Below are 18,325 nucleotides of genomic sequence, written 5' to 3'. Positions count from 1 at the left end.
AAGTACTACAGAGGCAGGCTTTATATGAGGTGTCTCAATCAAGCATCTGTGTAGTTGTTATTTCGATACCAGGTCAGGGTATCGGTCAGGGTTTCAGCGACAGGGCGGAACTGGCATTCCAACTCCCTTGAACTTTTGTCGTGGCTGAAATGGGTACGGCCTTGTTCTTGCGCCATGAGCTTGACCGTGGAAGTACTGATGAGTACCGGTTTCTTGGTAATCCGGTAATAACCTTCATAGATCAGCGCGATGATTCGCAGCATGAACAAGGGCACTTTTCGTTCCGGGGCTTTCACGCCACTGACGCTGGACAGCGCCTGGAAAATGCTTTTCATGTCCATGTGATTGCCGGCGGCGAGGTAACGCTCTCCAGACCTGCCGCGGGTGATGGCCGCGATTTGATGTTCGGCCACATCCCGGGCATCGACGACGGAAAAGCTTCCGGGAAGTACGCCGGGCAATTTCTGTCCGACAAAGTCGAGCAGGAACTGGCCTGAGGAGGTCGGGCCAATATCCCCCGGGCCGAACATCCATCCTGGCAAGACCATGGCAATGAACATGTCCGGGTGCTGCGACAGGAATTGTTGGACCTTTTGTTCGGACAATATTTTGCTCAAGTAGTAATCGTCAGCCTCCTGTTCACTGCGAGACATGGTTTCATCGATCACTTGATCTTTATTGCCCTTCAACACGGCGATGGAAGAGGTGTGGACGGCACGACGGATACCGGCGGCATAGGCGGCTTGCAACAATCGCTCGGTGCCGGTCACATTCGTGTCATAGAGTTTTTGCCAGTGTTTCCCGCCTTTGTAACTGTCGCGGAAATAGGCTGCCGTATGAAACAGGGCATCGCACCCTTGCAGGGCATGGCTGAAGGCATCGACATTGAGCATGTCGCCTTCGACCCATTCCACGGGCAGGCTGGCGAACTGTTTCTTGGCTTTCTCTGCGGAACGAACCAGTGCTTTTACTTTGATGTTTCGTTTCAACAGCGCACGAACGATATTATTCCCGAGCAGGCCAGTAGCGCCTGTAACGAAGGCATATTCCATTAAAGTACCGCTCCTGTGAGATGACCTGCCATTGCATCGAGACCCGTGTCACGGACGCGATGCCTGGATCAGGCGTTGGGCTCCACCAACGGCGCAATTAAAAACCATTCGGTATCTGAGAATCAAGTGGTATTTAGTAGTAATGGCAAATCAGTGGCTCTAAACCGGGCCTTACGCAGATTTTTGTTACCCCTGTGGTGTGCCGTGGGACCGCGGGAAAAATGCCGCTTTGAGGTGGGCAGGAGGCGCTTCATCCCGCTGCTCAGGCAAAGACCACAACGGTTTTGACTTGCCTGGACCCTGGCAAAAAAGTGACTGTGCAGTCATCTTGCGTGTGCCCCAAGATTGTCCCGGTTACATGGCACATACATGGCACGGGATGAAAGTTAAAATGTAAATGATTGAACGAGGTGCGTATAAGATATGATGGCGAAGATGGATTCCATACAGTGAGTAGCCGCTTCGTCGCATTTAGTTACATGTACATATTTTCACTGGCCAAAGGAGCCGAGGGCGTGATTAAAAAGAGACTAGGTCGAGAAGAGAGCCAGCAAGTAACAAGAGATAAATTATTCGACACCGCCACTGAGCTGATGATCAGCAAAGGCTTTCATGCCGCCAGCGTCAACGTTATCGCCGAGGAGGCGGGCTTTTCCAAAGGGGCCTTCTTTTCCAATTTTTCCAGTAAATCGGATTTGCTCCTGCAACTGACTCAACGCTTCAAGCGAGTTGAAATCGATCGCTTGAGCGCGACCCTGGCGTCGGGCTATTCGGCGGAGCAGTTGAGCCATGGCTTGAATGCCTATATCGACACCCTGAAGAACAATACCCGCTGTGCGATCCTTGATGCCGAGTTGCAACTGATCGCCCTGCGTGATGAAGAATTCTCACAGCATTACTACGACTTGCATGAGGAAAACAGCGAAGCCCTGGGCAAGTTGATTACCATCATATTCAACCATGCTGGCAAGAAACCGCCGCTGGACCATGCCGCGCTTGCGAAGACCTTCACCGCCCTGTCCGAAGGCTTGATATTGCAAGGGCATAAAGATCCGGCGATTGAAATAAAGCTGGTGCTCAATTCGCTCATCCAGACTGCGGAGCCTCTATAGGTCTTCCTCGTTATCGCTGATAGGCCAGCCATCGGCGTTCAGCCAATCGGAAGACACCCACCAGTGCGCACGCCAGCAACATGTAGAGCAGCGCGGCAATGCCATAGGCCTGGAACGTCTTGAAGGTGGCAGCGTTGACATCTGCCGCGACTTTAAGGATGTCAGGAACGGTCGCGGTAAAGGCGATTGCCGTGGCGTGCAGGACAAAGATCACTTCGTTGCTGTAGGCCGGGAGTGCCCGGCGCAGCATGCTCGGTATCAGTACCAGAATGAACAATTGGGGTTGGGTCATGCCCAGGGCCAGCGCCGCCTCGATCTCACCGCGAGGGGTGGTGCGCAGTACGCCGGCGAGAATCTCGACGGTGTAGGCACAGGTGTTCAAGGCCAGCGCCAGGATCACGCAATGCATGCCATCGCGGAAGAACCACCACAGACTCGGCGATTCCCTGATCAGGCTCAGGCTGGCCAGGCCGCTGTAGATGATCAGCAGTTGCACGAACAACGGCGTGCCGCGCAACACCACGGTATAAATCTGGACAGGCAGTGCCAGCCAACGATTGCCATAGGTGCGAACCAGCGCCAGGGGGATCGCCGCGGCCAGGCCGATAAGGGCGGAAGTCACTAAAAGCCACAGGGTGACGGACACGCCACTCCAGCGGTAACCGTCGGACCAGAGGAAGTTTGGCCCGAACTCTTTCAGTATCTCGATCATGACACGCTCCGCTGCGGTTCGATGCTGTAGCGTCGTTCAAGGTGTTTGAGGGCCAGGCTGGACAGGACCGCAAAAGCCAGGAAGATCGCCGCAATCACCAGATAGAAGAACATCTGCCTTGACGTCGCGCTGCCCGCCTGTTTGGCGACCTGGACCATGTCATTGAGGCCCAGCAGCGAGATCAGGCCGGCACTTTTCAACAGCACTTGCCAGATGTTGCCGATGCCAGGCAATGCGAACCGCATCATTTGCGGCAGGCGGATGCGCCGCAGGACTTGCCAATGGCTCATGCCATAGGCCCGGGCCGCTTCCAATTGGCCTGACGGGATGGCTCTGAAGGCGCCGCGAAAGGTTTCGGCACAGTATGCGCCGTAGATGAATCCCAGCGTACCGATGGCGGTGCCGTAGGGATTCAACTGCAACGATTCCCGGCCGAACGCCTGGGCTATCTGGTTGATTCCGATTTGCGCGCTGTAATAGATCAGCAGCATCAGGACCAGGTCCGGGACGCTGCGCACGAGTGTGGTGTAGACCGTCGCGACCAGCCTTAGCGGCGCCACTGGCGAGAGTTTCGCCAAGGCCCCGAGCAGGCCAAGCACGAGGGCGACGCAGGCGGCCCACGTGGCCACTTGGACGGTCAGCCACGCACCCTGGAAAATGAGATAGCCGTACCCTTCGAGAAACATGCTTTCAGGCTCCGCGCGGCTGGTTCACTTCGGTGAGATGTCGAAGTCGAAGTACTTGCTGGCGATGCGTTCGTAGGTACCATTGCGGTGGAGCCGTTCGAGCGCCTGATTGATTTCCCCGGCCAGGGCGGTATCGCTTTTACGCAATCCGATGCCGGTGCCCGGGCCGAAGATCTCCGGTGACTTGACCACCTCGCCGGCATAGCCGAAGCCTTTGCCTGCGGGCTTCTTCAGCAGGCCCTCGGAGACGGCGATGGCATCGTCGAACGCCGCATCCAGCCGACCGTTGATCAAGTCCGAATAGGTCAAGTCACTGCTTTGATAGGGCACCACTTCCACGCCCTTGAGGCCCCACATCCGCTTGGCGTAGACCTCGAACACGCTGCCTTGCTGCACGCCGATGCGCTTGCCGTGCAAGGATTCGGCCGTCGGTTGCAATTGGCTGCCTTGCGGGGCCACCAGGCGTGCCGGGGTGTCGTACAGGGTGTTGGAAAAGGCAATTTCGGCTTTGCGTGCTTCAGTGATCGAGAGGGCAGAGAGTATCCCGTCGAACTTCCTGCCCTTGAGGGCCGAGACCATGCCGTCGAAGGCGTTTTCGACCCAGACGCAACGGCGTTGCAATTCGCTGCACAAGCTTTCGCCCAGTTCGATATCGAAACCTGTCAGGGAGCCGTCCGGTCGCTTGGACTCAAAGGGCGGGTAGGTGGGATCGACCCCGAAACGCAGTTCTTCGTTGGCCCCCCAGGACATCAGCGGGCTGGCCACGAGCATCAAACCGATCAGATATTTTTTCATCGACAGGGTATCCACGACAGGTTGGTAGAGCCGTCCCGGGAGGGTCCCGGGGCAGTACGCATCAGCCTTGAATGTTCAAGGCGTGTTTCAGTTGTTGAGCGCGTTGGCTGTCCACGGTCCGTCCATGGCCGAAGCCACCGGCCCAGCCGCACACCTGGCCGGCATGATCGACGCCTCGCGCAAGGCATTCGGCAAGGGTGTGCCTGGCTTGCCATGCCAGCAGGAACGCGGCGATGAAACCGTCGCCGGCGCCCATGCTGTCGACGACCGCGCAGGGCCGCGCGGCTTGCTCATGCACGCCCTGTGCGTCGACTGCGAGGGCGCCCTGGGCACCACGGGTGATGACCACCGTCGTCGGGCCCATCGCCCGCATCGAATCCGCCAGGTCACGGGCTTCACTGGCTGACAGGTCGGCCGCCGAGAAGAAGGCGATGTCCACCTGCTGGATCAGTGCCTGCCAATCGAACTCCACCCAGTTGTCGGAGAAGTCGAATGACAGGCAGCCGCTGGCCTGGCGAATCTGAGCCAGTTGACCCTCAAGACCGCTGTAGAGGCTGCTGTGGGCCAGCGGAAATTTTGCGAGATAGGCCAGGTCGTCGGCATTGAGTCGCAGTTGGCGACACACGCCCGGATCGCTGCCGAGAAACACTCGCTCGCCCTCGATGCTGTCGACACACGCCCAGCCATTGGCACCCGATAACGTCCGGCAGCGTGAAGCATCGACCGCTTCCTGTTGCAGGCAATCGAGCAGGTACCGGCCGTGCCGGTCATCGCCAACGCAGCCCAGGTAGGCACTGAGAGCCCCCAGCCGGGCGGCAAACACCGACACGTTGAGTGCGTTGCCACCGGGGTATTCGATGTTCCGGTCCAGGTACACATCCAGGGTGTTGTCGCCGACCGCGATCAGGCTGGCCATGCTCAGTACTCCGTTTTCCACATGTAGCGGCGCGTCGTCAGCGGCTGCTGGTGCCAGACCGCCAGGTGGGCGGCGATGCGTTCCACGGCGATGCCGACAATGTAGGGCGCGACAATGGCGCGGATCTCCGGGTCGATACCTTCCATCGGGAAGTCCTTGGCGTCATAGACCATGACCCGTTCCGTGTAGCGCTGGCAGAACCGCACGACGCGTTCCATCTGTGCCCGGCTGGGGTCTTCGCCCACCAACAGGAGCAGGGGCGTGGTGGCATCGATGGCTTCGAACGGGCCATGGAAAAACTCCGCGGCTTCCACCGGCAGGCAATGCAACCACTGGCTTTCCATGACCACGCAGACGCCGAACACATAGGCTGTGGTGAACATGGGGCCCGAAGCGAGGAAATACATGACGCGGTCATCTTTGTAGAGGCGTGCCTCTTCGGTTGCCCGTTGGTCATTATTGATCGCGGCATCGGCCAGGGCCCTTGGCAATGCCTTGAGCGAGCGGGTGAGCTTGTCCAGCAGCGGCCAGCCTTCGCGCTTGGCCAGGATCCCGCCGACCAATGCCTGGAGGATCATGAAGCAACCGAAGTACGCCTCATCGGTACGTCCCAGCAGGAAGCAATGCTGGACGGCCTGGGCCAGTGGCAGCTCGGCGGTCTGGGTCACGCCCACGGTGAGGCAGGGCTTGTCTTGCAGAAAGCGTGCGGCGGCGATGGTTTCCTGGGTCGTGCCGGACTTGGAGGCCAGGACCACCAGGGTGCGTTCATCCAGGCGCGGTGGATCGATGTCCATGAAGTCGGCCGGGAAATAACGACGCACTTCCAGCGTGTGGCTGTAGCGTTCAAGCCAGTATTGCAGGCCGAGCATGATGCGGTTGGGAGCGCCGCAGCTGACGAAATAGATGCGGTCGATCCGCGAGGCCAACTCCTGGCCAAACTGCTGGGCGTCGTCGACGATGTGCACGGATTGCTGCAAGGAACTGATGAATGCTTCCCGGTTGAACTGGATCGCCATGTGAACTCCTGGGCCTTGTTAAAGGGTTCATGCTGCTGTCATGAACACGATTTAGACCAAAAGCTATACCATGAAAAATACCATTACAAGGATTTTTCCCCATGGTCTAATAGGCTTCCTACGGGATTTCTACGGTGTTCTGCGAGGCGGTTTTGCCGCTTATGATCAAGCTGGCGGGTTTGCGACATTATTCTGGGGTTCCACAGTCGCAATGCAGTGTCGAAAAAATAATCCAGGATGTAGACCATGAAAGTAACGCCTCCAAAGTCTTCCGACGTTGCGCTGTTGGCGCCCGAACGCAAGCAGGTGGCCTGGCAGGCTGTGCAGGCCTTGCTGGAGATGCTGGAACGCCCGGAATTCGGGCCCACTGAACGGATCCCGGCGGAACGGGATCTTGCCGAGCACCTGGGGATCAGCCGGATGACCCTGCGCAAGGCGTTGCAGACGCTGATCGATCGCGGGGTCCTGGAGCGTCGGGGTAATCGTGGCACCTTTGTCACGGCGCCAGGTGTCGAGCGGCCGCTCAATACCGTCGCGCGCAAAGGTATCGCTGAAGTGGTCGAGCAGGCTGGCGCCCGGCCAGGCAGTAAATTGCTCTACTTCGAACAAACCCACGCCAGTGCCCGTGTGGCGAAACTGCTGAAGATCCAGGAAGGCGACACCTTGCTGACTATCAGGCGCCTGCGCACCGTGGATCAAAAGCCATTCTGCATCGAGACCAGTTACATCCCGGCCGCCCGGGCACCGGAGCTGGTGGCGGAAGACCTGGTCGAGGGGGCTTCGTTGTATGCATTGCTGTTATCGCGCTACCAGATCGAAATAGAAAGCGACGAGGGCACGCTGAGCATCGCCACGATGAACGACCAGGAGGCCCGTTTGCTCGACGTCGAGCCCGGGACGGCCGCGCTGGTCTACCGGGGCGTGATCTTCGACCGCCAAGGGCAGCCCGTGGAATACCTGGTCTCGATCAACCACCCCCAGCGCGTGGTGTTCAAACTGGCGGACAGTCGGGTCAATAGCATCCATAGCGATCATTAGGTCCATGCTCCATTCGATACGCGGCGTGGCTGTCCTGGGATCCGGGCTGGAAAGCTTGACTGAACGCACGGATGGGTATTTAGTTGTGCGGTACAACTAAATGCCCATCGCATCCGAGGTCCCCATGAACCATTGCCCACCAGCCCTGATTGAGAAAATCCGTTCGGCGTCGCGTCTCATGGTGCGGGAACTGGGGTTCATGAATACCACGTTGGCTGCGACGGGTTATCCGCCGTCGTCGGTGCACACCATCGTGGAGCTCGGCAATCGCCAATCCCTGACCGCGGGCGAGCTTGTCGAGATGCTCGGCCTGGAAAAATCCAGCGTGAGCCGGATGGTCCGCAAACTCATCGAGGCCGGCGAGATCGAAGAAATTGCCCATGAACTGGATGCGCGGGCCAAGAGATTGCGACTCACCGCCCAGGGGCAAAACACCCTCCGAACCATCGATGCTTTCGCCACGCAGCAGGTTGTCGCGGCCATGTCTCACTTATCCAATGGGCAGTGTCAGGCCGTGAGTGAGGGGATTGCCAGCTATGCCAGCGCGCTACACGCCCATCGGCTCGGTACAGCGCCGCCCGCGCCGGCGCAGTTGGAGATTGCGCGTGGCTACCGTCCTGGCGTCATTGGCCGCATTGTGCAAATGCATGCGGACTATTACGCCAGGCATTCGAACTTCGGCCAGTCGTTCGAGAGCCTGGTTGCATCGGACATGGCCGAGCTGATGGGGCGCCTGCACAATCCGCGCAATGAGGTCTGGGTAGTCCTGGATGGCGAACGAATAGTCGGTTCGATTGCCATCGACGGTGAAGGCGAGGGCGGCAGTGCGGTGCTGCGCTGCTTCATCCTGGATGATTCGGCGCGCGGCAAGGGCGCTGGCCGGCGCCTATTGGCCGAAGCGATGAAGTTCTGCGACGAGTGGGGCTTTAGTTCAACGATCCTCTGGACGTTCCAGGGGCTCGACGCTGCTCGCAAGCTGTATGAAGCGTTCGGTTTCAGGTTGGAGCAGGAGCAAGAGGGGCAGCAATGGGGGCGACCGGTTACAGAACAGTGTTTTGTCAGGCCGGGCCCAACCGTTGCGCCAATTTGAATCCTATCAATTGGCGCTATTGGATTTGAACACCCCACTGAGCACGAAGGCATAGCGTTCCGGGCGGATGAAAAACGTCGTGCGGTCGCAGCAACGGCCATCAGCGAAATAGGACGTGCGCTCCATGACCAGCAGCGCGGCACCGCGTTTGACGTGCAGCGCACTGGCCAGGCTTTTGTCGGCTTCCTGTGCACGGATGGCCAGGTCGGCGCGGCTGACCGCCAGGCCGGTGATCGACTCGAGAATGGAATAGATCGGCTGATGTTCGACCTCAGCCCAGGCCACGCTGGCCAACTCTGCCGGCAGGTGGCTGCGTCCCAGTGCGATGGGTTCGTCATCGACCAAGTGCAGTCGCTCCAGAAGCAGGCAGTCGTGGGCTTGCTCAAACAGACCCCGCAGGGTTTCCGGGACAGGCCGCAGGGCATGGCTGAGCACCTGCATGCTCGGTTGCAGCCCTTGCAGCAACAACGCCTCATGAAAGCTGCGCAGCGCATCCAGGCCATGGCGTACCTGCTTGGCCGCCACGAAGGTGCCTTTGCCTTGCTTGCGTTCCACCACGCCATCGTCGCTGAGCTTGCCCACCGCCAGGCGAACCGTGACGCGGCTCACCCCGAACCGTTCGCCCAACTGCGCCTCTGACGGAAGCTTGCCGCTGGGTTCGTAGTCGCCGCGCTGGATTTCTTCCAGCAGTTGATGGGCGATCTGCTCGTAGAGCGAGGTGGTGCTGTCGCGAAGAATGGAGGTGGACACTGTCAGCTTCCATGGCCTTGAGTGGGGCAGGGTGCCTTCACTTCTAAGGTTATAAAAATAGGTTATTGGGACAACTTGTATTAATACGTATTATGTCAGGCATTCCCATTGTAAACGACCTGACGACACTTGCCATGCTCAAAACCCTCCCTTACCCGCAGCCGCAAGCCGACGCTCTGACGGTCGATGACATCAGCTTCAGCTACCCCAATGGGCACCGCGTGTTTTCTTCTTTCAGCCTGAACGCCAGGCCCGGCGAGTTCGTCGCGATCCTGGGGCCATCCGGCTGCGGGAAAACCACCTTGCTGAACCTGTTGTCAGGGTTCGTGCAACCGCAGAGTGGCCGCATCACCATCAACCAGACAGCGGTACGCCCGGAGCGTTCGGAGTTGGGTTATGTGTTCCAGGCGCCGCAATTGTTTCCCTGGTTGAGCGCCTTGGAGAACGTCCGTTTTGGTCTGCGGATGAGCGCCCGCACCGACGAAGCGCAGCAGCGTGCACAGGCATTGCAGTACCTGCGCCTGGTCGGCTTGGAGAGTGCGGCGCATCGGCTGCCGCACCAGCTTTCCGGTGGCATGCAGCAGCGCGTCTCCCTGGCCCGGACCCTGGCACTGGAACCCAGCGTATTGCTGATGGATGAGCCGTTCGCCGCGCTCGATGCCATCAGCCGCAACAGCATGAACGAAGAGACGTTGCGCATCTGGGCCGAACTGGGCCAGACGGTGTTGTTCATTACCCACGACATCGATGAAGCGGTGTTCCTGGCCGATCGGGTCATCGTGCTCAACATCGCCCCCGGGGGCATTCACAGCGAGCTGGAGATCCACCTGCCGCGTCCCCGCAGCAACCTGAAAACCCGTCGCCTGCCGGGGTTCCTCGATTACCGCAATGAGCTGATGACGCGCATTGCCCAGGTGATGGACGCCTGCGACACCACGGTTCACCCCACCCATCGACTCGAGCTGACAGCATGATCAAACGTTCGCTGCTTGCCCTCACATTGTCTGCCGCCACGTTGGCAGGCAGCGCATTCGCCGTGGCGGGCGAGGCGAAACCCTTGCGCGTGGGTTATGTCTTCGCCATGGCCAACGCCCCGGCGCTGATCGCCGACAAACAAGGTTACTACCGCGAAGAAGGCTTGAACGTCGACCTCAAGGCCTTGGGCGATGGCCCGGTGATCCAGCAGGCACTGGCCGCCGGTGAACTGGACGTGGCCTATGTCGGCACCCCACCGGTGTACCAGTGGTTTTCCCGCGGGCTGCAAAGCCGGATCCTGGCGAAGGTCAATTACGGCCAGGCCGCGGTGATCGTCGACGCCAAGAGTCCGATCACCCAGTTGGAAGCGCTCAAGGGGAAAAAACTCGCCGGGGTCAAGAAGGGCAGTGGCATGGATGTGCTGCTGCGCGGTTATGTCCTGAAGGAAAAGGCCGGGCTCGATCCCGACAAGGACCTGGACATCATCGACATGCCGCCGGGCAACATGAACGCCGCCCTCGAGCGTGGCATCGTCGACGCGGCATTTTCCTGGGAACCCTTCGTCAGCCAGTCGGTGTTGCGCGGTTCGAGCCGGATCCTGCTGGACGTCAACCAGGCGCTGCCCCAGTACCCGTGGTACGTGGTGATCGCCTTGCCGAAAACCTTGCAGGAGCGCCCGGATGACGTGGTGAAGCTGCTGCGCGCCCATCGCAAGGCCATCGCTTTCCTCAACGAACATCCCGCCGAATCGAACCGGCTCATCGCCGAGGCGTTCAAGCTCGAAGCGGTGCAAGGCCCGGACGGCAAGACCATCGCCCCCGAAGCCATCGTCGCCCAGGCCCGGACCCGCCTGGGCTGGTCGGCGGACTTGCAGGCGGCGGACATCCAGTTCATCCAGCGCCTGATGGATTACTCCCACGACCTGGGTTTTATCGACACCACGCTCAAGACCGAACAGATCGTGGATACCTCCTACCTGGAAAAAGCCGCGCACTGAGTCCGTCATGTCCTTGCCAAAACCGAATTGGGGATGGGCGTCGCTGCCATTCCTGTTGTTGATCTGGATCGCCCTGGCGAGCCGCTTTCCCACCTACATCCTGCCGCAGCCCTGGGACGTTGCCCGCGAGGCGCTGCGCTGGCTGGGTGACCGTTCGCTGTGGCAGCACCTGCAGGCCAGTGTGCTGGAGGAGCTGGGTGGTTTTTGCGCCGCAGTGATCGTTGCGCTCCTGCTGGGCACGGCCGCGGGCCTGTCCTCGCGCTTTCGCGATTTCATCTCGCCGCTCAACAGCCTGTTCATGGCCATCCCGCCGATTGCCTGGGCGCCGCTGATCATGATCATTTTCGGCCTGGGTTATGTCTCCATCGTGCTGGTGATTTTCATTGCCGCGATGTTTCCCATGGCGGTGACCATCCAGGAGGGCGTGCAGAGCATCCGCGGCGGTGAAGTTCGCGCGGCACGGACCTTGGGCGCCAACGCCTGGCAACTGTTGGCCCACGTCTATTTGCCGGCCTCGTTGCCGTTCGTGACCGCCGCCTTGCGCATCGGCTTCAGCCAGGGCTGGCGGGCACTGGTGGCGGCGGAAATGATCGGCGCTTCCCGAGGCATCGGCTGGATGGTCGCCACGGGCGGGCAGATCGGCAACAGCAGCCAGGTGCTGCTGGGCATTGTCGTGATCGGCTTGATTGCCTGGCTCATGGAAAGCTTTGTGTTCCGGCGCATCGAGCGTCACTACCAGCAATGGCGCGTGCAATAAGCATCGCCCCACGTATTCGAACCCTTCAGTGGACCACTGCACGAGGTGTCATGTGAGTAACGTTTTCGATCCCCGCGAAGCCGGGCATTACATCGCCCCACAAGGCCTGTACGAACGCAACAAGAAACGTCCGTTCCTGGGCAGCGTCCACTGCGACCGTGACACGCTGGTCGCCGGGCAGTGGGATGAAATCACCCTGGTCTACGAGGTCGGTGGCAGCGGCCTGGCCGACGGCGCGTGGCTCAAGCTGGCCTTCAAGTTCTATTCCGACTGGGCCTTGTTCCAGACCTCGAACCCGGCCGGCCCCAACTATGTCAGCGCCGAATACCAGGCCGGGGAGCTGGTCCCCGGCCAGAGCCAGGCCACGGTGCAGCACTTGAAGGTGCGCTTCGACCAGAAGGGCCATGAACGGCCATTTCAGAAAGCGATCATCATCGACATCATCGACGGGTACCTGAACCCGGGGGATAAAGTCATCATTCGTCTGGGGGACCGACGCCAGGGCGGGGCGGGGACGCGGGTGCAGAGTTTCGTCGAGAAGGACTTCCGTTTCCGCCTGTTCATCGACCCGCTGGGCAGTTCGAAATTTGCCGAAGTGCCGGGCGATCCCTTGTTGGACATCGTGCCGGGACCGGCGCAGCGCGTGCAACTGATCGTGCCTCGACTGGTCAGCGCCGGGGAAGCCTTCGATGTCCTCTTGCGGGTGGATGATGCCTGGGGCAACACCTGCCGAAACCTGCCGCTCGAGGGTGTACTGACCCTGGTCGATCCGGAGGGCGGCGAGCGTCGGCAGCCGTTCACGCTGGCGTCCGAAGGTTGGGCGACGGCCCGGCTCGAGGCGCTTGACCTCGGCGCCGTGGGCGAGTGGCGTTTGTCCGCCAGCGTGGCGGCGCCTTTTGTCGACGGGGCCCAGGCCTTCGTCACTGTCGACCCGGCCGGTACGGCGTTGCGCCCGCTCTACGCCGACCTGCATGTGCACTCCGATGACACGGTGGGCACCAACGACACGCTGTACAACCTCAGCTACGGTCGCGATGTCGCCGGGCTCGACGTCCTCGGGTACACCGCCAATGACTTCAATATCACCGAGCAACGCTGGGACCAGGCGGTCAAGCTGATCCACGAGCTCAATGAGCCGGGCCGATTCGTGTGTTATCCCGGAACCGAATGGTGCGGTAACTCTTGTGCGGGCGGCGACCGCAACGTCGTATTCCTGCATGACCGCAAACCCGAGTTCCCCTTCGACAATCAAGGGCGACTGGTGCGTTCCTTCGAATGGAACGAGTTCACCGCCGGCACCATCAAGCCTGGCGCCTGGCCGGTTGACGAGTTGTACGCCGCCTATGCCAAGGACCCCGAAGGCCATCTGATGATGCCCCATGTCGGCGGACGCCGTTGCAACCTCGACTGGCATCACCCGGAACTCGAGCGGTTGATCGAGGTGGGTTCGGCCTGGGGCCAGTTCCATTGGGTCTACGCCGAAGCGCTGCAGCGTGGCTATCGGGTTGGCGCCGCGGCGAACAGCGATGAGCACCAGGGCCGCTGCGGTGGCGGCGTTCCGGCCACGGCGGTGTTCGGCTCCCGTGGCGGGTTGACGGGTGTGGTCGCCGAGGCTTTCGACCGCGCCGGCGTCGGCAAGGCCTTGCGCGCCCGCCGTACCTTCGCCACGACCGGTGAGCGTACGTTCGCCAGCCTGCGCCAGGGCAAGCACTTCATGGGTGAAGTCTTCACTGCCGATTCGAATACCTCCCTGGACTATCGACTGCTGGGGGAGGCAGGGTGGGAGCAGGTCGATCTGTTCGATGGCGACCAGTTGATCTGGTCGCGCAACCTGCACCAGGAACTGGGTTTCTGCGCCCAACGCATTCGCCTGCGCCTGGGTGGTGCGCGGATCAAGGACCGCTATCGCGGCGCGTACTGGACTGGCGAAATCCGCATCACCGGCGCGGTCATCAATGGTTTTCGCGCCTTGGGCCTCGACCATCCCGAGCAGACCGTATGGCGCAAGGACGCCACGGTCCTGGCGTTTCGCACCGACACCAACGGCGATACCGACAGCATCGAAATCGACCTGTCGCAACTGGCCGGCGCCACGCTGCAGATCCACAGCCGTATCGACAATTACATCAAGGTCGGCGACCCGTCCGAACCGCAACCTTACGTACACGCACCGACGGTGGTGATGGCGCTGTCCGGCGATGAGTTGCTGGCGCAATCGCAAGTGGTCGAAGAGTTGCCGGGCGCGGAGTTGAAGCTGTCCCTGGAACGGATGACCGCTGCGGCGTTACCCCGTGAATTGCAGGGACGCATAGACCTGGCCCGTCTGGGGCTTGATCCAGGGCGTGAACACCCCTTGTTCATCTGTGCCCGCCAGCGGGATCAGTCACGGGTCTGGACCTCCGCGCTGTTCCTGACCTTGTAGGCGCTGTCGAGTGCAACGAGGCTGCGATCTTTCCCCAGACACTTGAATCTCAAGTGAAAGATCAAGATCAAGATCAAAAGATCGCAGGCTTCGCCAGCGCCTACAGAGCCCGGCGAGAGCTCTCTATGGTCACATTTGCGCAAAACCCCGACAGTCCCAGCAAGCCTGCGAAAGCCTGGCCGTCGCCATTGCGAGAAAGTGAAGTCGTCGATAACGACAGCGCCCACGGGCGCCGGGCGGGCGAATGTCTCGTCTGCCCGCTCACGCAGGAGAGCGATCATGACCGATATCCAATACAACATTCCCCACGAAGTCCAAGGCAAGGTTGCACTGGTCACTGGCGCCGCCAGTGGCATCGGCAAGGCCATCGCATTGCTGTTGCATGCCCGCGGCGCCAAGGTAATCGCCGAAGATATCAACCCCGCCGTCCATGAGCTGGCCCGTCCCGGGCTGGTGCCGCTGGAGGCCGACATCACCGCGGATGGCGCCGCCGAGCGCGCTGTCGGCCTGGCCGTCGAGCAGTTCGGCCGGCTGGATATCCTGGTCAACAATGCCGGGATCATCATCAATAAACTCGTCATCGACATGACGCGCCAGGACTGGGAGCGCATCCAGGCGGTCAACGCCACGGCCGCTTTCCTGCATTCACGCGAAGCGGTCAAGGCGATGATGCCGAATAAGGCGGGGGCCATCGTCAACATTGCGTCCTACGCGTCCTATTTTGCCTTCCCGACCATTGCCGCCTATACCGCGTCCAAAGGTGCCCTGGCGCAACTGACGCGCACCTTGGCACTGGAAGTCATCGAGCATGGCATTCGCGTCAATGCCATCGGTGTTGGCGATGTGGTCACCAACATCCTCAATGACGTGGTCGAGGACGGTCCGGCGTTCCTCGCCCAGCACGGTGAAGCCGCGCCCATCGGCCGGGCCGCACGGCCGGAAGAAATTGCCGAGGTGGTTGCGTTCCTGGCCTCCGATCGCGCGAGTTTTGTGGTCGGTGCGGTGGTCATGGCCGACGGCGGCATGACCGTTACCGCAGGCTGAATCGAGTGCTGGATGGCACCTGGGTCACCGGCCGGGCTGTGCACCCGGCCGGTGTTCTATCAGAGATGCACCCGACGAAGCCTGCCGCGTAACGGCACCACGTTTTCCTCTGGCGTGGGCAGTGGCCGCCCGACCAGGCCCATGCCTTCGCTGACCAGTACCGCGTCGGGTAACAGGCACAGGTTGGACGGGGTATCCAAGCCTCGGGCAAGCACCGTGACCTGGGCTGTTTGCAAGTCGCAGCCCAGCAGTCGCCCACTGAACCGGGTGAAGCCGCCATGCAGGGGTTCGCCGTTCCAGTCGGGGAGCAGGGGTTGTTGCAAGCGCTCGCAGAGTTCCAGCACCAGCAACTGGCCGTTGGGGCGCAGTACCAGCCCGGTGGGCAGCTGCAGGCCGCGAATCAGGATGTCGATCTCGGCGCTGGCGGTCCAGACCCGGATCACCTGGCCGGCCTTTTCGGCAAAGTCGATGCCCTTGCGGCTCGGGTCGCCGTGCAGTTCCCCCGAGAACAGACTGATCAGCACAGCGTCTGTCGCCGGTTCGTACACCAGGGTCACGGGAACGGCTTCCTGGCCTTGATCCAGTTCGGGCAGTTGGGCCAGCACGCGCTCTTGCTGGCCCGTGACGAACTCCACCAACTGATTGGTATCGGGCTTGACGGCCAGCCAACTGCGGCGGGTCGGGTGGTAGCACAGCGCATTCAGGTTGCCGCGGCTATGGAAGACCGGCTCGGGCGGCGTGAATTGCAGGTCCAGCAGTTTGGAACCTGCGACGTAATCGGTCTGGCTGACCAGGCAGCGTCCGTCACCGCAGGCGATGTCCGACAGCCCCATGATTTCATCGCGCAGCATGCGTGCCTGCATGTTCATGGCGCGAAACCCTTGCGCCAGTGTTTCGCGGGGCAGGTAGGCGCCGGGTCGCTGCGGATCCGGGCGCAGTCGACTGATACGGCCGCTGAAAGGTTGGTCGGGCAACCCGGAACCTGCTTCGGTGAGCAGCAGGCTACCGTCGGCTTGCAGGCAGAGGCCACGAGGGTTCAGCAGGTCCTCGGCGACAAGGGTGCTGGGGCGCAGGCTTTCCTCCGGGTGTGCGGGGATCTGAAGGGGAACTGACATAGGCTCTCTCCGTGAACAAAAGGGGGACGCGGTCATTGCGGCGGTTGCCACGGTTCACCGGTGAGGTAGGCCCGCAGCAGTGCCCGCTGGCAGGGCGACATCGAGCGCACCACCGGCATGAACAGCGTGGTGCCTTTGTACGCATCCGAGGTGCGGGCCAGGATGGGGTTCTTGGCACCCATGATGGCGTCGGGCTGATTCAGCGGGATATAGCGCGACATGGCGGGGAAGGCCAGGTAGTGAAAGCGCAGCACGTTGGGGTACATCAGCGGCCAGGTGATGGTCGTGCCCTGGGGGATGCCGAAGTCGGTCTGGGCGTATTTGCGAAAGTTGGTGAAGTAAGCGCTGCTGGGGAAATTGTTGACCGTGCAGGTCAGGGCAACAAACCCCGCTTGAGCGGCGCTGCCCGGCTTGAGGGTGACCGGGAAGCTGACGGAAAGCTGGCCATTGTCGACGGTCAACGAATCAGGGAAGTCGAGGAAGTCCCAGTATTGCGGTTGATCATAGACCGCGGGGGCCGCCGCCTTCAGGCCGATTTCGGTGGTGCTGGTCACCGCGCCGCCCAGGTGCCGGACCTGCAGGGTGATCGACAGGCCGTTGGGGTAGTCCTCCAAGTAGACGTTACGCTGGTCGGCATAGATCCGATAGGTCGATTCGGTGGCTTGCAACGTGGTACCGGCGACCTTGCCCGGTGCGTTGATCGCCAAGGCAGAGGACCGTACTGCCTGTAGCTGATCGAAGGTCAGGGGCAGGTCGACGATGCCGCCGTACACGTAGTAGTCCAGTAAAAAGCGGCTGGTCGGCTCCAGGGTCGTCAGGGTGGTGGCGCCGGCGCTGATGGTCACGGTCCCGTAATTGGCGTTGGGGCCGATCGGGCTGGTGATGTCGTCCCTGACAGCCCGGAAGGTCTCCTTCGGAATGACGTTCACCATGTCGATGCTCAGGTAACCGGTATTGCCCAGGTCGGCATAGCCCGCATTGAGCGTGCTCTGGTTGACCAGTTGCCGCCCCGGCTGGCAGTTTAGCGGCTCGTCGGCGAAGGCCGGGGCCAGCGTGCCGATGACCCTGCCGATGCTCGGGTTGGGGGTGTACTTGCCGGCGGCGTAGTCGGCGTCCAGTTGTTCGGTGGTCATTGTGGGGCACATTTCGAACATGACGAAACGCAGGACAATGCCCGTGGCATTCGGTGCCTGGATGATCGCGCGCAGGCCGCTGCTGTTCTGGTTCCAGCTGACGATGCTGCTCAAGGGGAACGTCAGTTGAAAGGTGCCACTGGCGTGGAAAGAGCCCGGCGCATCCATTTTTGCCGGCAACAGCACACGTCCCGCGACGTCGAAACTGCTGCACACGGTGTCGCTGCGAATCAGCAACTGGATGTTGTCGTTGCCGCCGATTTGCAGGCCGCCGACGAAGATCTGGGTGGTCGTCGAGGAGGTGGGGTCCAGGTCCACCATCATCGGGCCGGAGACGGGCCCCTGGCCGGTCACCGGGTCCACCGAGCCGAGCAGATAGACGGCCTGGCCCACCAGGTCGCCAGTGGTGTTGATGCTGCCGGGGATGCCCTGGGAGCTGATCAGGGCGTTCTGCATGTCGACGACATGCTGCCCGTAGTGATTCCAGCCACCGGCGGTGTAGCGATTGCCGATGGGGGCGGGGGCATTGATCATGTTGTTCAACTGGTCGTCGGTGTAGGACTCGGCCCCGGGTGCCAGGGTCGAGGTGGTCAGGTCGAAGAGCGGCCAGTCATCGTTGCCATCGTAGGGAATGGTCGGGGAGTTGTTTGGCAGGCTGACGTCGGTGCGGATGCCGCCCCAGAAATTCAGCCGTGGTCCGTTCAGGATGCTCATG

General features: G+C 61.1%; 17 protein-coding genes. 8 read left to right on the top strand and 9 right to left on the bottom strand.

Going from position 1 to position 18,325, the window contains the following annotated elements:
- Positions 1-38 precede the first annotated feature (38 nt).
- Positions 39-1,052, bottom strand: coding sequence for an SDR family oxidoreductase (locus BLQ55_RS04230; protein WP_092252556.1), 1,014 nt, complete (start codon positions 1,050-1,052; stop codon positions 39-41).
- A 515-nt stretch (positions 1,053-1,567) separates the two neighbouring features.
- On the opposite strand from BLQ55_RS04230, the gene BLQ55_RS04225 reads away from it, so the two are divergent.
- Positions 1,568-2,164 (top strand): TetR/AcrR family transcriptional regulator, encoded by a 597-nt coding sequence (locus BLQ55_RS04225; protein WP_092252554.1) that lies wholly within the window; start codon positions 1,568-1,570, stop codon positions 2,162-2,164.
- A gap of 10 nt (positions 2,165-2,174) precedes the next feature.
- On the opposite strand, the gene hisM is transcribed toward BLQ55_RS04225, so the two are convergent.
- From hisM to BLQ55_RS04200, 5 genes are all read right to left on the bottom strand, one after another.
- Entirely contained in the window at positions 2,175-2,876 is a 702-nt protein-coding gene (gene hisM / locus BLQ55_RS04220; RefSeq protein ID WP_092252552.1) for a histidine ABC transporter permease HisM, read from the bottom strand.
- Positions 2,873-3,562 (bottom strand): ABC transporter permease, encoded by a 690-nt coding sequence (locus BLQ55_RS04215; protein ID WP_092252550.1) that lies wholly within the window; start codon positions 3,560-3,562, stop codon positions 2,873-2,875. Before BLQ55_RS04215 ends, hisM begins: the two co-directional genes overlap by 4 nt.
- A gap of 24 nt (positions 3,563-3,586) precedes the next feature.
- Positions 3,587-4,357 carry an ABC transporter substrate-binding protein gene (locus BLQ55_RS04210; protein ID WP_092252548.1) on the bottom strand — a complete coding sequence of 257 codons (771 nt, stop codon included), beginning with the start codon at positions 4,355-4,357 and terminating at the stop codon, positions 3,587-3,589.
- 61 nt (positions 4,358-4,418) lie between these two features.
- Positions 4,419-5,273, bottom strand: coding sequence for a PfkB family carbohydrate kinase (locus tag BLQ55_RS04205; protein ID WP_092252546.1), 855 nt, complete (start codon positions 5,271-5,273; stop codon positions 4,419-4,421).
- A gap of 2 nt (positions 5,274-5,275) precedes the next feature.
- Positions 5,276-6,289, bottom strand: a complete 1,014-nt coding sequence (locus tag BLQ55_RS04200) for an SIS domain-containing protein (RefSeq protein ID WP_092252544.1) — start codon at positions 6,287-6,289, stop codon at positions 5,276-5,278.
- Positions 6,290-6,535: 246 nt separating this feature from the next.
- On the opposite strand from BLQ55_RS04200, the gene BLQ55_RS04195 reads away from it, so the two are divergent.
- Both BLQ55_RS04195 and BLQ55_RS04190 read left to right on the top strand, forming a co-directional pair.
- Positions 6,536-7,327 carry a GntR family transcriptional regulator gene (locus tag BLQ55_RS04195; RefSeq protein ID WP_092204340.1) on the top strand — a complete coding sequence of 264 codons (792 nt, stop codon included), beginning with the start codon at positions 6,536-6,538 and terminating at the stop codon, positions 7,325-7,327.
- 124 nt (positions 7,328-7,451) lie between these two features.
- The gene (locus BLQ55_RS04190) at positions 7,452-8,417 is read left to right on the top strand and encodes a bifunctional helix-turn-helix transcriptional regulator/GNAT family N-acetyltransferase (RefSeq protein WP_092252674.1); all 966 of its coding nucleotides are present in this window, start codon (positions 7,452-7,454) and stop codon (positions 8,415-8,417) included.
- A 6-nt stretch (positions 8,418-8,423) separates the two neighbouring features.
- Here BLQ55_RS04190 and BLQ55_RS04185 read toward each other — a convergent pair whose 3' ends face one another.
- Positions 8,424-9,167 carry a GntR family transcriptional regulator gene (locus tag BLQ55_RS04185; RefSeq protein ID WP_092204342.1) on the bottom strand — a complete coding sequence of 248 codons (744 nt, stop codon included), beginning with the start codon at positions 9,165-9,167 and terminating at the stop codon, positions 8,424-8,426.
- A gap of 134 nt (positions 9,168-9,301) precedes the next feature.
- Here BLQ55_RS04185 and BLQ55_RS04180 point away from each other — a divergent pair, with 134 nt between their 5' ends.
- The 5 genes from BLQ55_RS04180 (at position 9,302) to BLQ55_RS04155 (ending at position 15,362) form a co-directional block, all read left to right on the top strand.
- Complete coding sequence (locus BLQ55_RS04180) at positions 9,302-10,141, top strand: ABC transporter ATP-binding protein (RefSeq protein WP_092252542.1); 840 nt, start codon at positions 9,302-9,304, stop codon at positions 10,139-10,141.
- Positions 10,138-11,139: an ABC transporter substrate-binding protein gene (locus tag BLQ55_RS04175; protein ID WP_072347757.1), complete on the top strand. Its 1,002-nt coding sequence runs from the start codon at positions 10,138-10,140 to the stop codon at positions 11,137-11,139. Before BLQ55_RS04180 ends, BLQ55_RS04175 begins: the two co-directional genes overlap by 4 nt.
- Before the next feature lie 7 nt (positions 11,140-11,146).
- Entirely contained in the window at positions 11,147-11,896 is a 750-nt protein-coding gene (locus tag BLQ55_RS04170; protein ID WP_060741800.1) for an ABC transporter permease, read from the top strand.
- A 52-nt stretch (positions 11,897-11,948) separates the two neighbouring features.
- Positions 11,949-14,318, top strand: a complete 2,370-nt coding sequence (locus BLQ55_RS04165; RefSeq protein ID WP_092252541.1) for a CehA/McbA family metallohydrolase domain-containing protein — start codon at positions 11,949-11,951, stop codon at positions 14,316-14,318.
- Between the two features lie 279 nt (positions 14,319-14,597).
- Positions 14,598-15,362, top strand: coding sequence for an SDR family NAD(P)-dependent oxidoreductase (locus tag BLQ55_RS04155; protein WP_092204347.1), 765 nt, complete (start codon positions 14,598-14,600; stop codon positions 15,360-15,362).
- A gap of 59 nt (positions 15,363-15,421) precedes the next feature.
- Here BLQ55_RS04155 and BLQ55_RS04150 read toward each other — a convergent pair whose 3' ends face one another.
- Both BLQ55_RS04150 and BLQ55_RS04145 read right to left on the bottom strand, forming a co-directional pair.
- Entirely contained in the window at positions 15,422-16,477 is a 1,056-nt protein-coding gene (locus BLQ55_RS04150; RefSeq protein WP_092252539.1) for a hypothetical protein, read from the bottom strand.
- 32 nt (positions 16,478-16,509) lie between these two features.
- Positions 16,510-18,324: a hypothetical protein gene (locus BLQ55_RS04145; protein ID WP_092252537.1), complete on the bottom strand. Its 1,815-nt coding sequence runs from the start codon at positions 18,322-18,324 to the stop codon at positions 16,510-16,512.
- Position 18,325: the final 1 nt, after the last annotated feature.

Source organism: Pseudomonas sp. NFACC13-1, assembly GCF_900104425.1.
GTDB lineage: Bacteria > Pseudomonadota > Gammaproteobacteria > Pseudomonadales > Pseudomonadaceae > Aquipseudomonas > Aquipseudomonas fluorescens_AA.
The sequence above is the reverse complement of the archived record's forward strand: the minus strand, read 5'-3'. Positions and strand labels throughout refer to the sequence as shown.

Coding starts and splice junctions, on each gene's coding strand:
- BLQ55_RS04155 (WP_092204347.1), top strand. CDS start 14,598: ATGACCGATATCCAATACAACATTCCCCACGAAGTCCAAGGCAAGGTT.
- BLQ55_RS04195 (WP_092204340.1), top strand. CDS start 6,536: ATGAAAGTAACGCCTCCAAAGTCTTCCGACGTTGCGCTGTTGGCGCCC.
- BLQ55_RS04215 (WP_092252550.1), bottom strand. CDS start 3,562: ATGTTTCTCGAAGGGTACGGCTATCTCATTTTCCAGGGTGCGTGGCTG.
- BLQ55_RS04230 (WP_092252556.1), bottom strand. CDS start 1,052: ATGGAATATGCCTTCGTTACAGGCGCTACTGGCCTGCTCGGGAATAAT.
- BLQ55_RS04150 (WP_092252539.1), bottom strand. CDS start 16,477: ATGTCAGTTCCCCTTCAGATCCCCGCACACCCGGAGGAAAGCCTGCGC.
- BLQ55_RS04145 (WP_092252537.1), bottom strand. CDS start 18,324: ATGAGCATCCTGAACGGACCACGGCTGAATTTCTGGGGCGGCATCCGC.
- BLQ55_RS04170 (WP_060741800.1), top strand. CDS start 11,147: ATGTCCTTGCCAAAACCGAATTGGGGATGGGCGTCGCTGCCATTCCTG.
- BLQ55_RS04210 (WP_092252548.1), bottom strand. CDS start 4,357: ATGAAAAAATATCTGATCGGTTTGATGCTCGTGGCCAGCCCGCTGATG.
- BLQ55_RS04175 (WP_072347757.1), top strand. CDS start 10,138: ATGATCAAACGTTCGCTGCTTGCCCTCACATTGTCTGCCGCCACGTTG.
- hisM (WP_092252552.1), bottom strand. CDS start 2,876: ATGATCGAGATACTGAAAGAGTTCGGGCCAAACTTCCTCTGGTCCGAC.
- BLQ55_RS04205 (WP_092252546.1), bottom strand. CDS start 5,273: ATGGCCAGCCTGATCGCGGTCGGCGACAACACCCTGGATGTGTACCTG.
- BLQ55_RS04190 (WP_092252674.1), top strand. CDS start 7,452: ATGAACCATTGCCCACCAGCCCTGATTGAGAAAATCCGTTCGGCGTCG.
- BLQ55_RS04200 (WP_092252544.1), bottom strand. CDS start 6,289: ATGGCGATCCAGTTCAACCGGGAAGCATTCATCAGTTCCTTGCAGCAA.
- BLQ55_RS04180 (WP_092252542.1), top strand. CDS start 9,302: ATGCTCAAAACCCTCCCTTACCCGCAGCCGCAAGCCGACGCTCTGACG.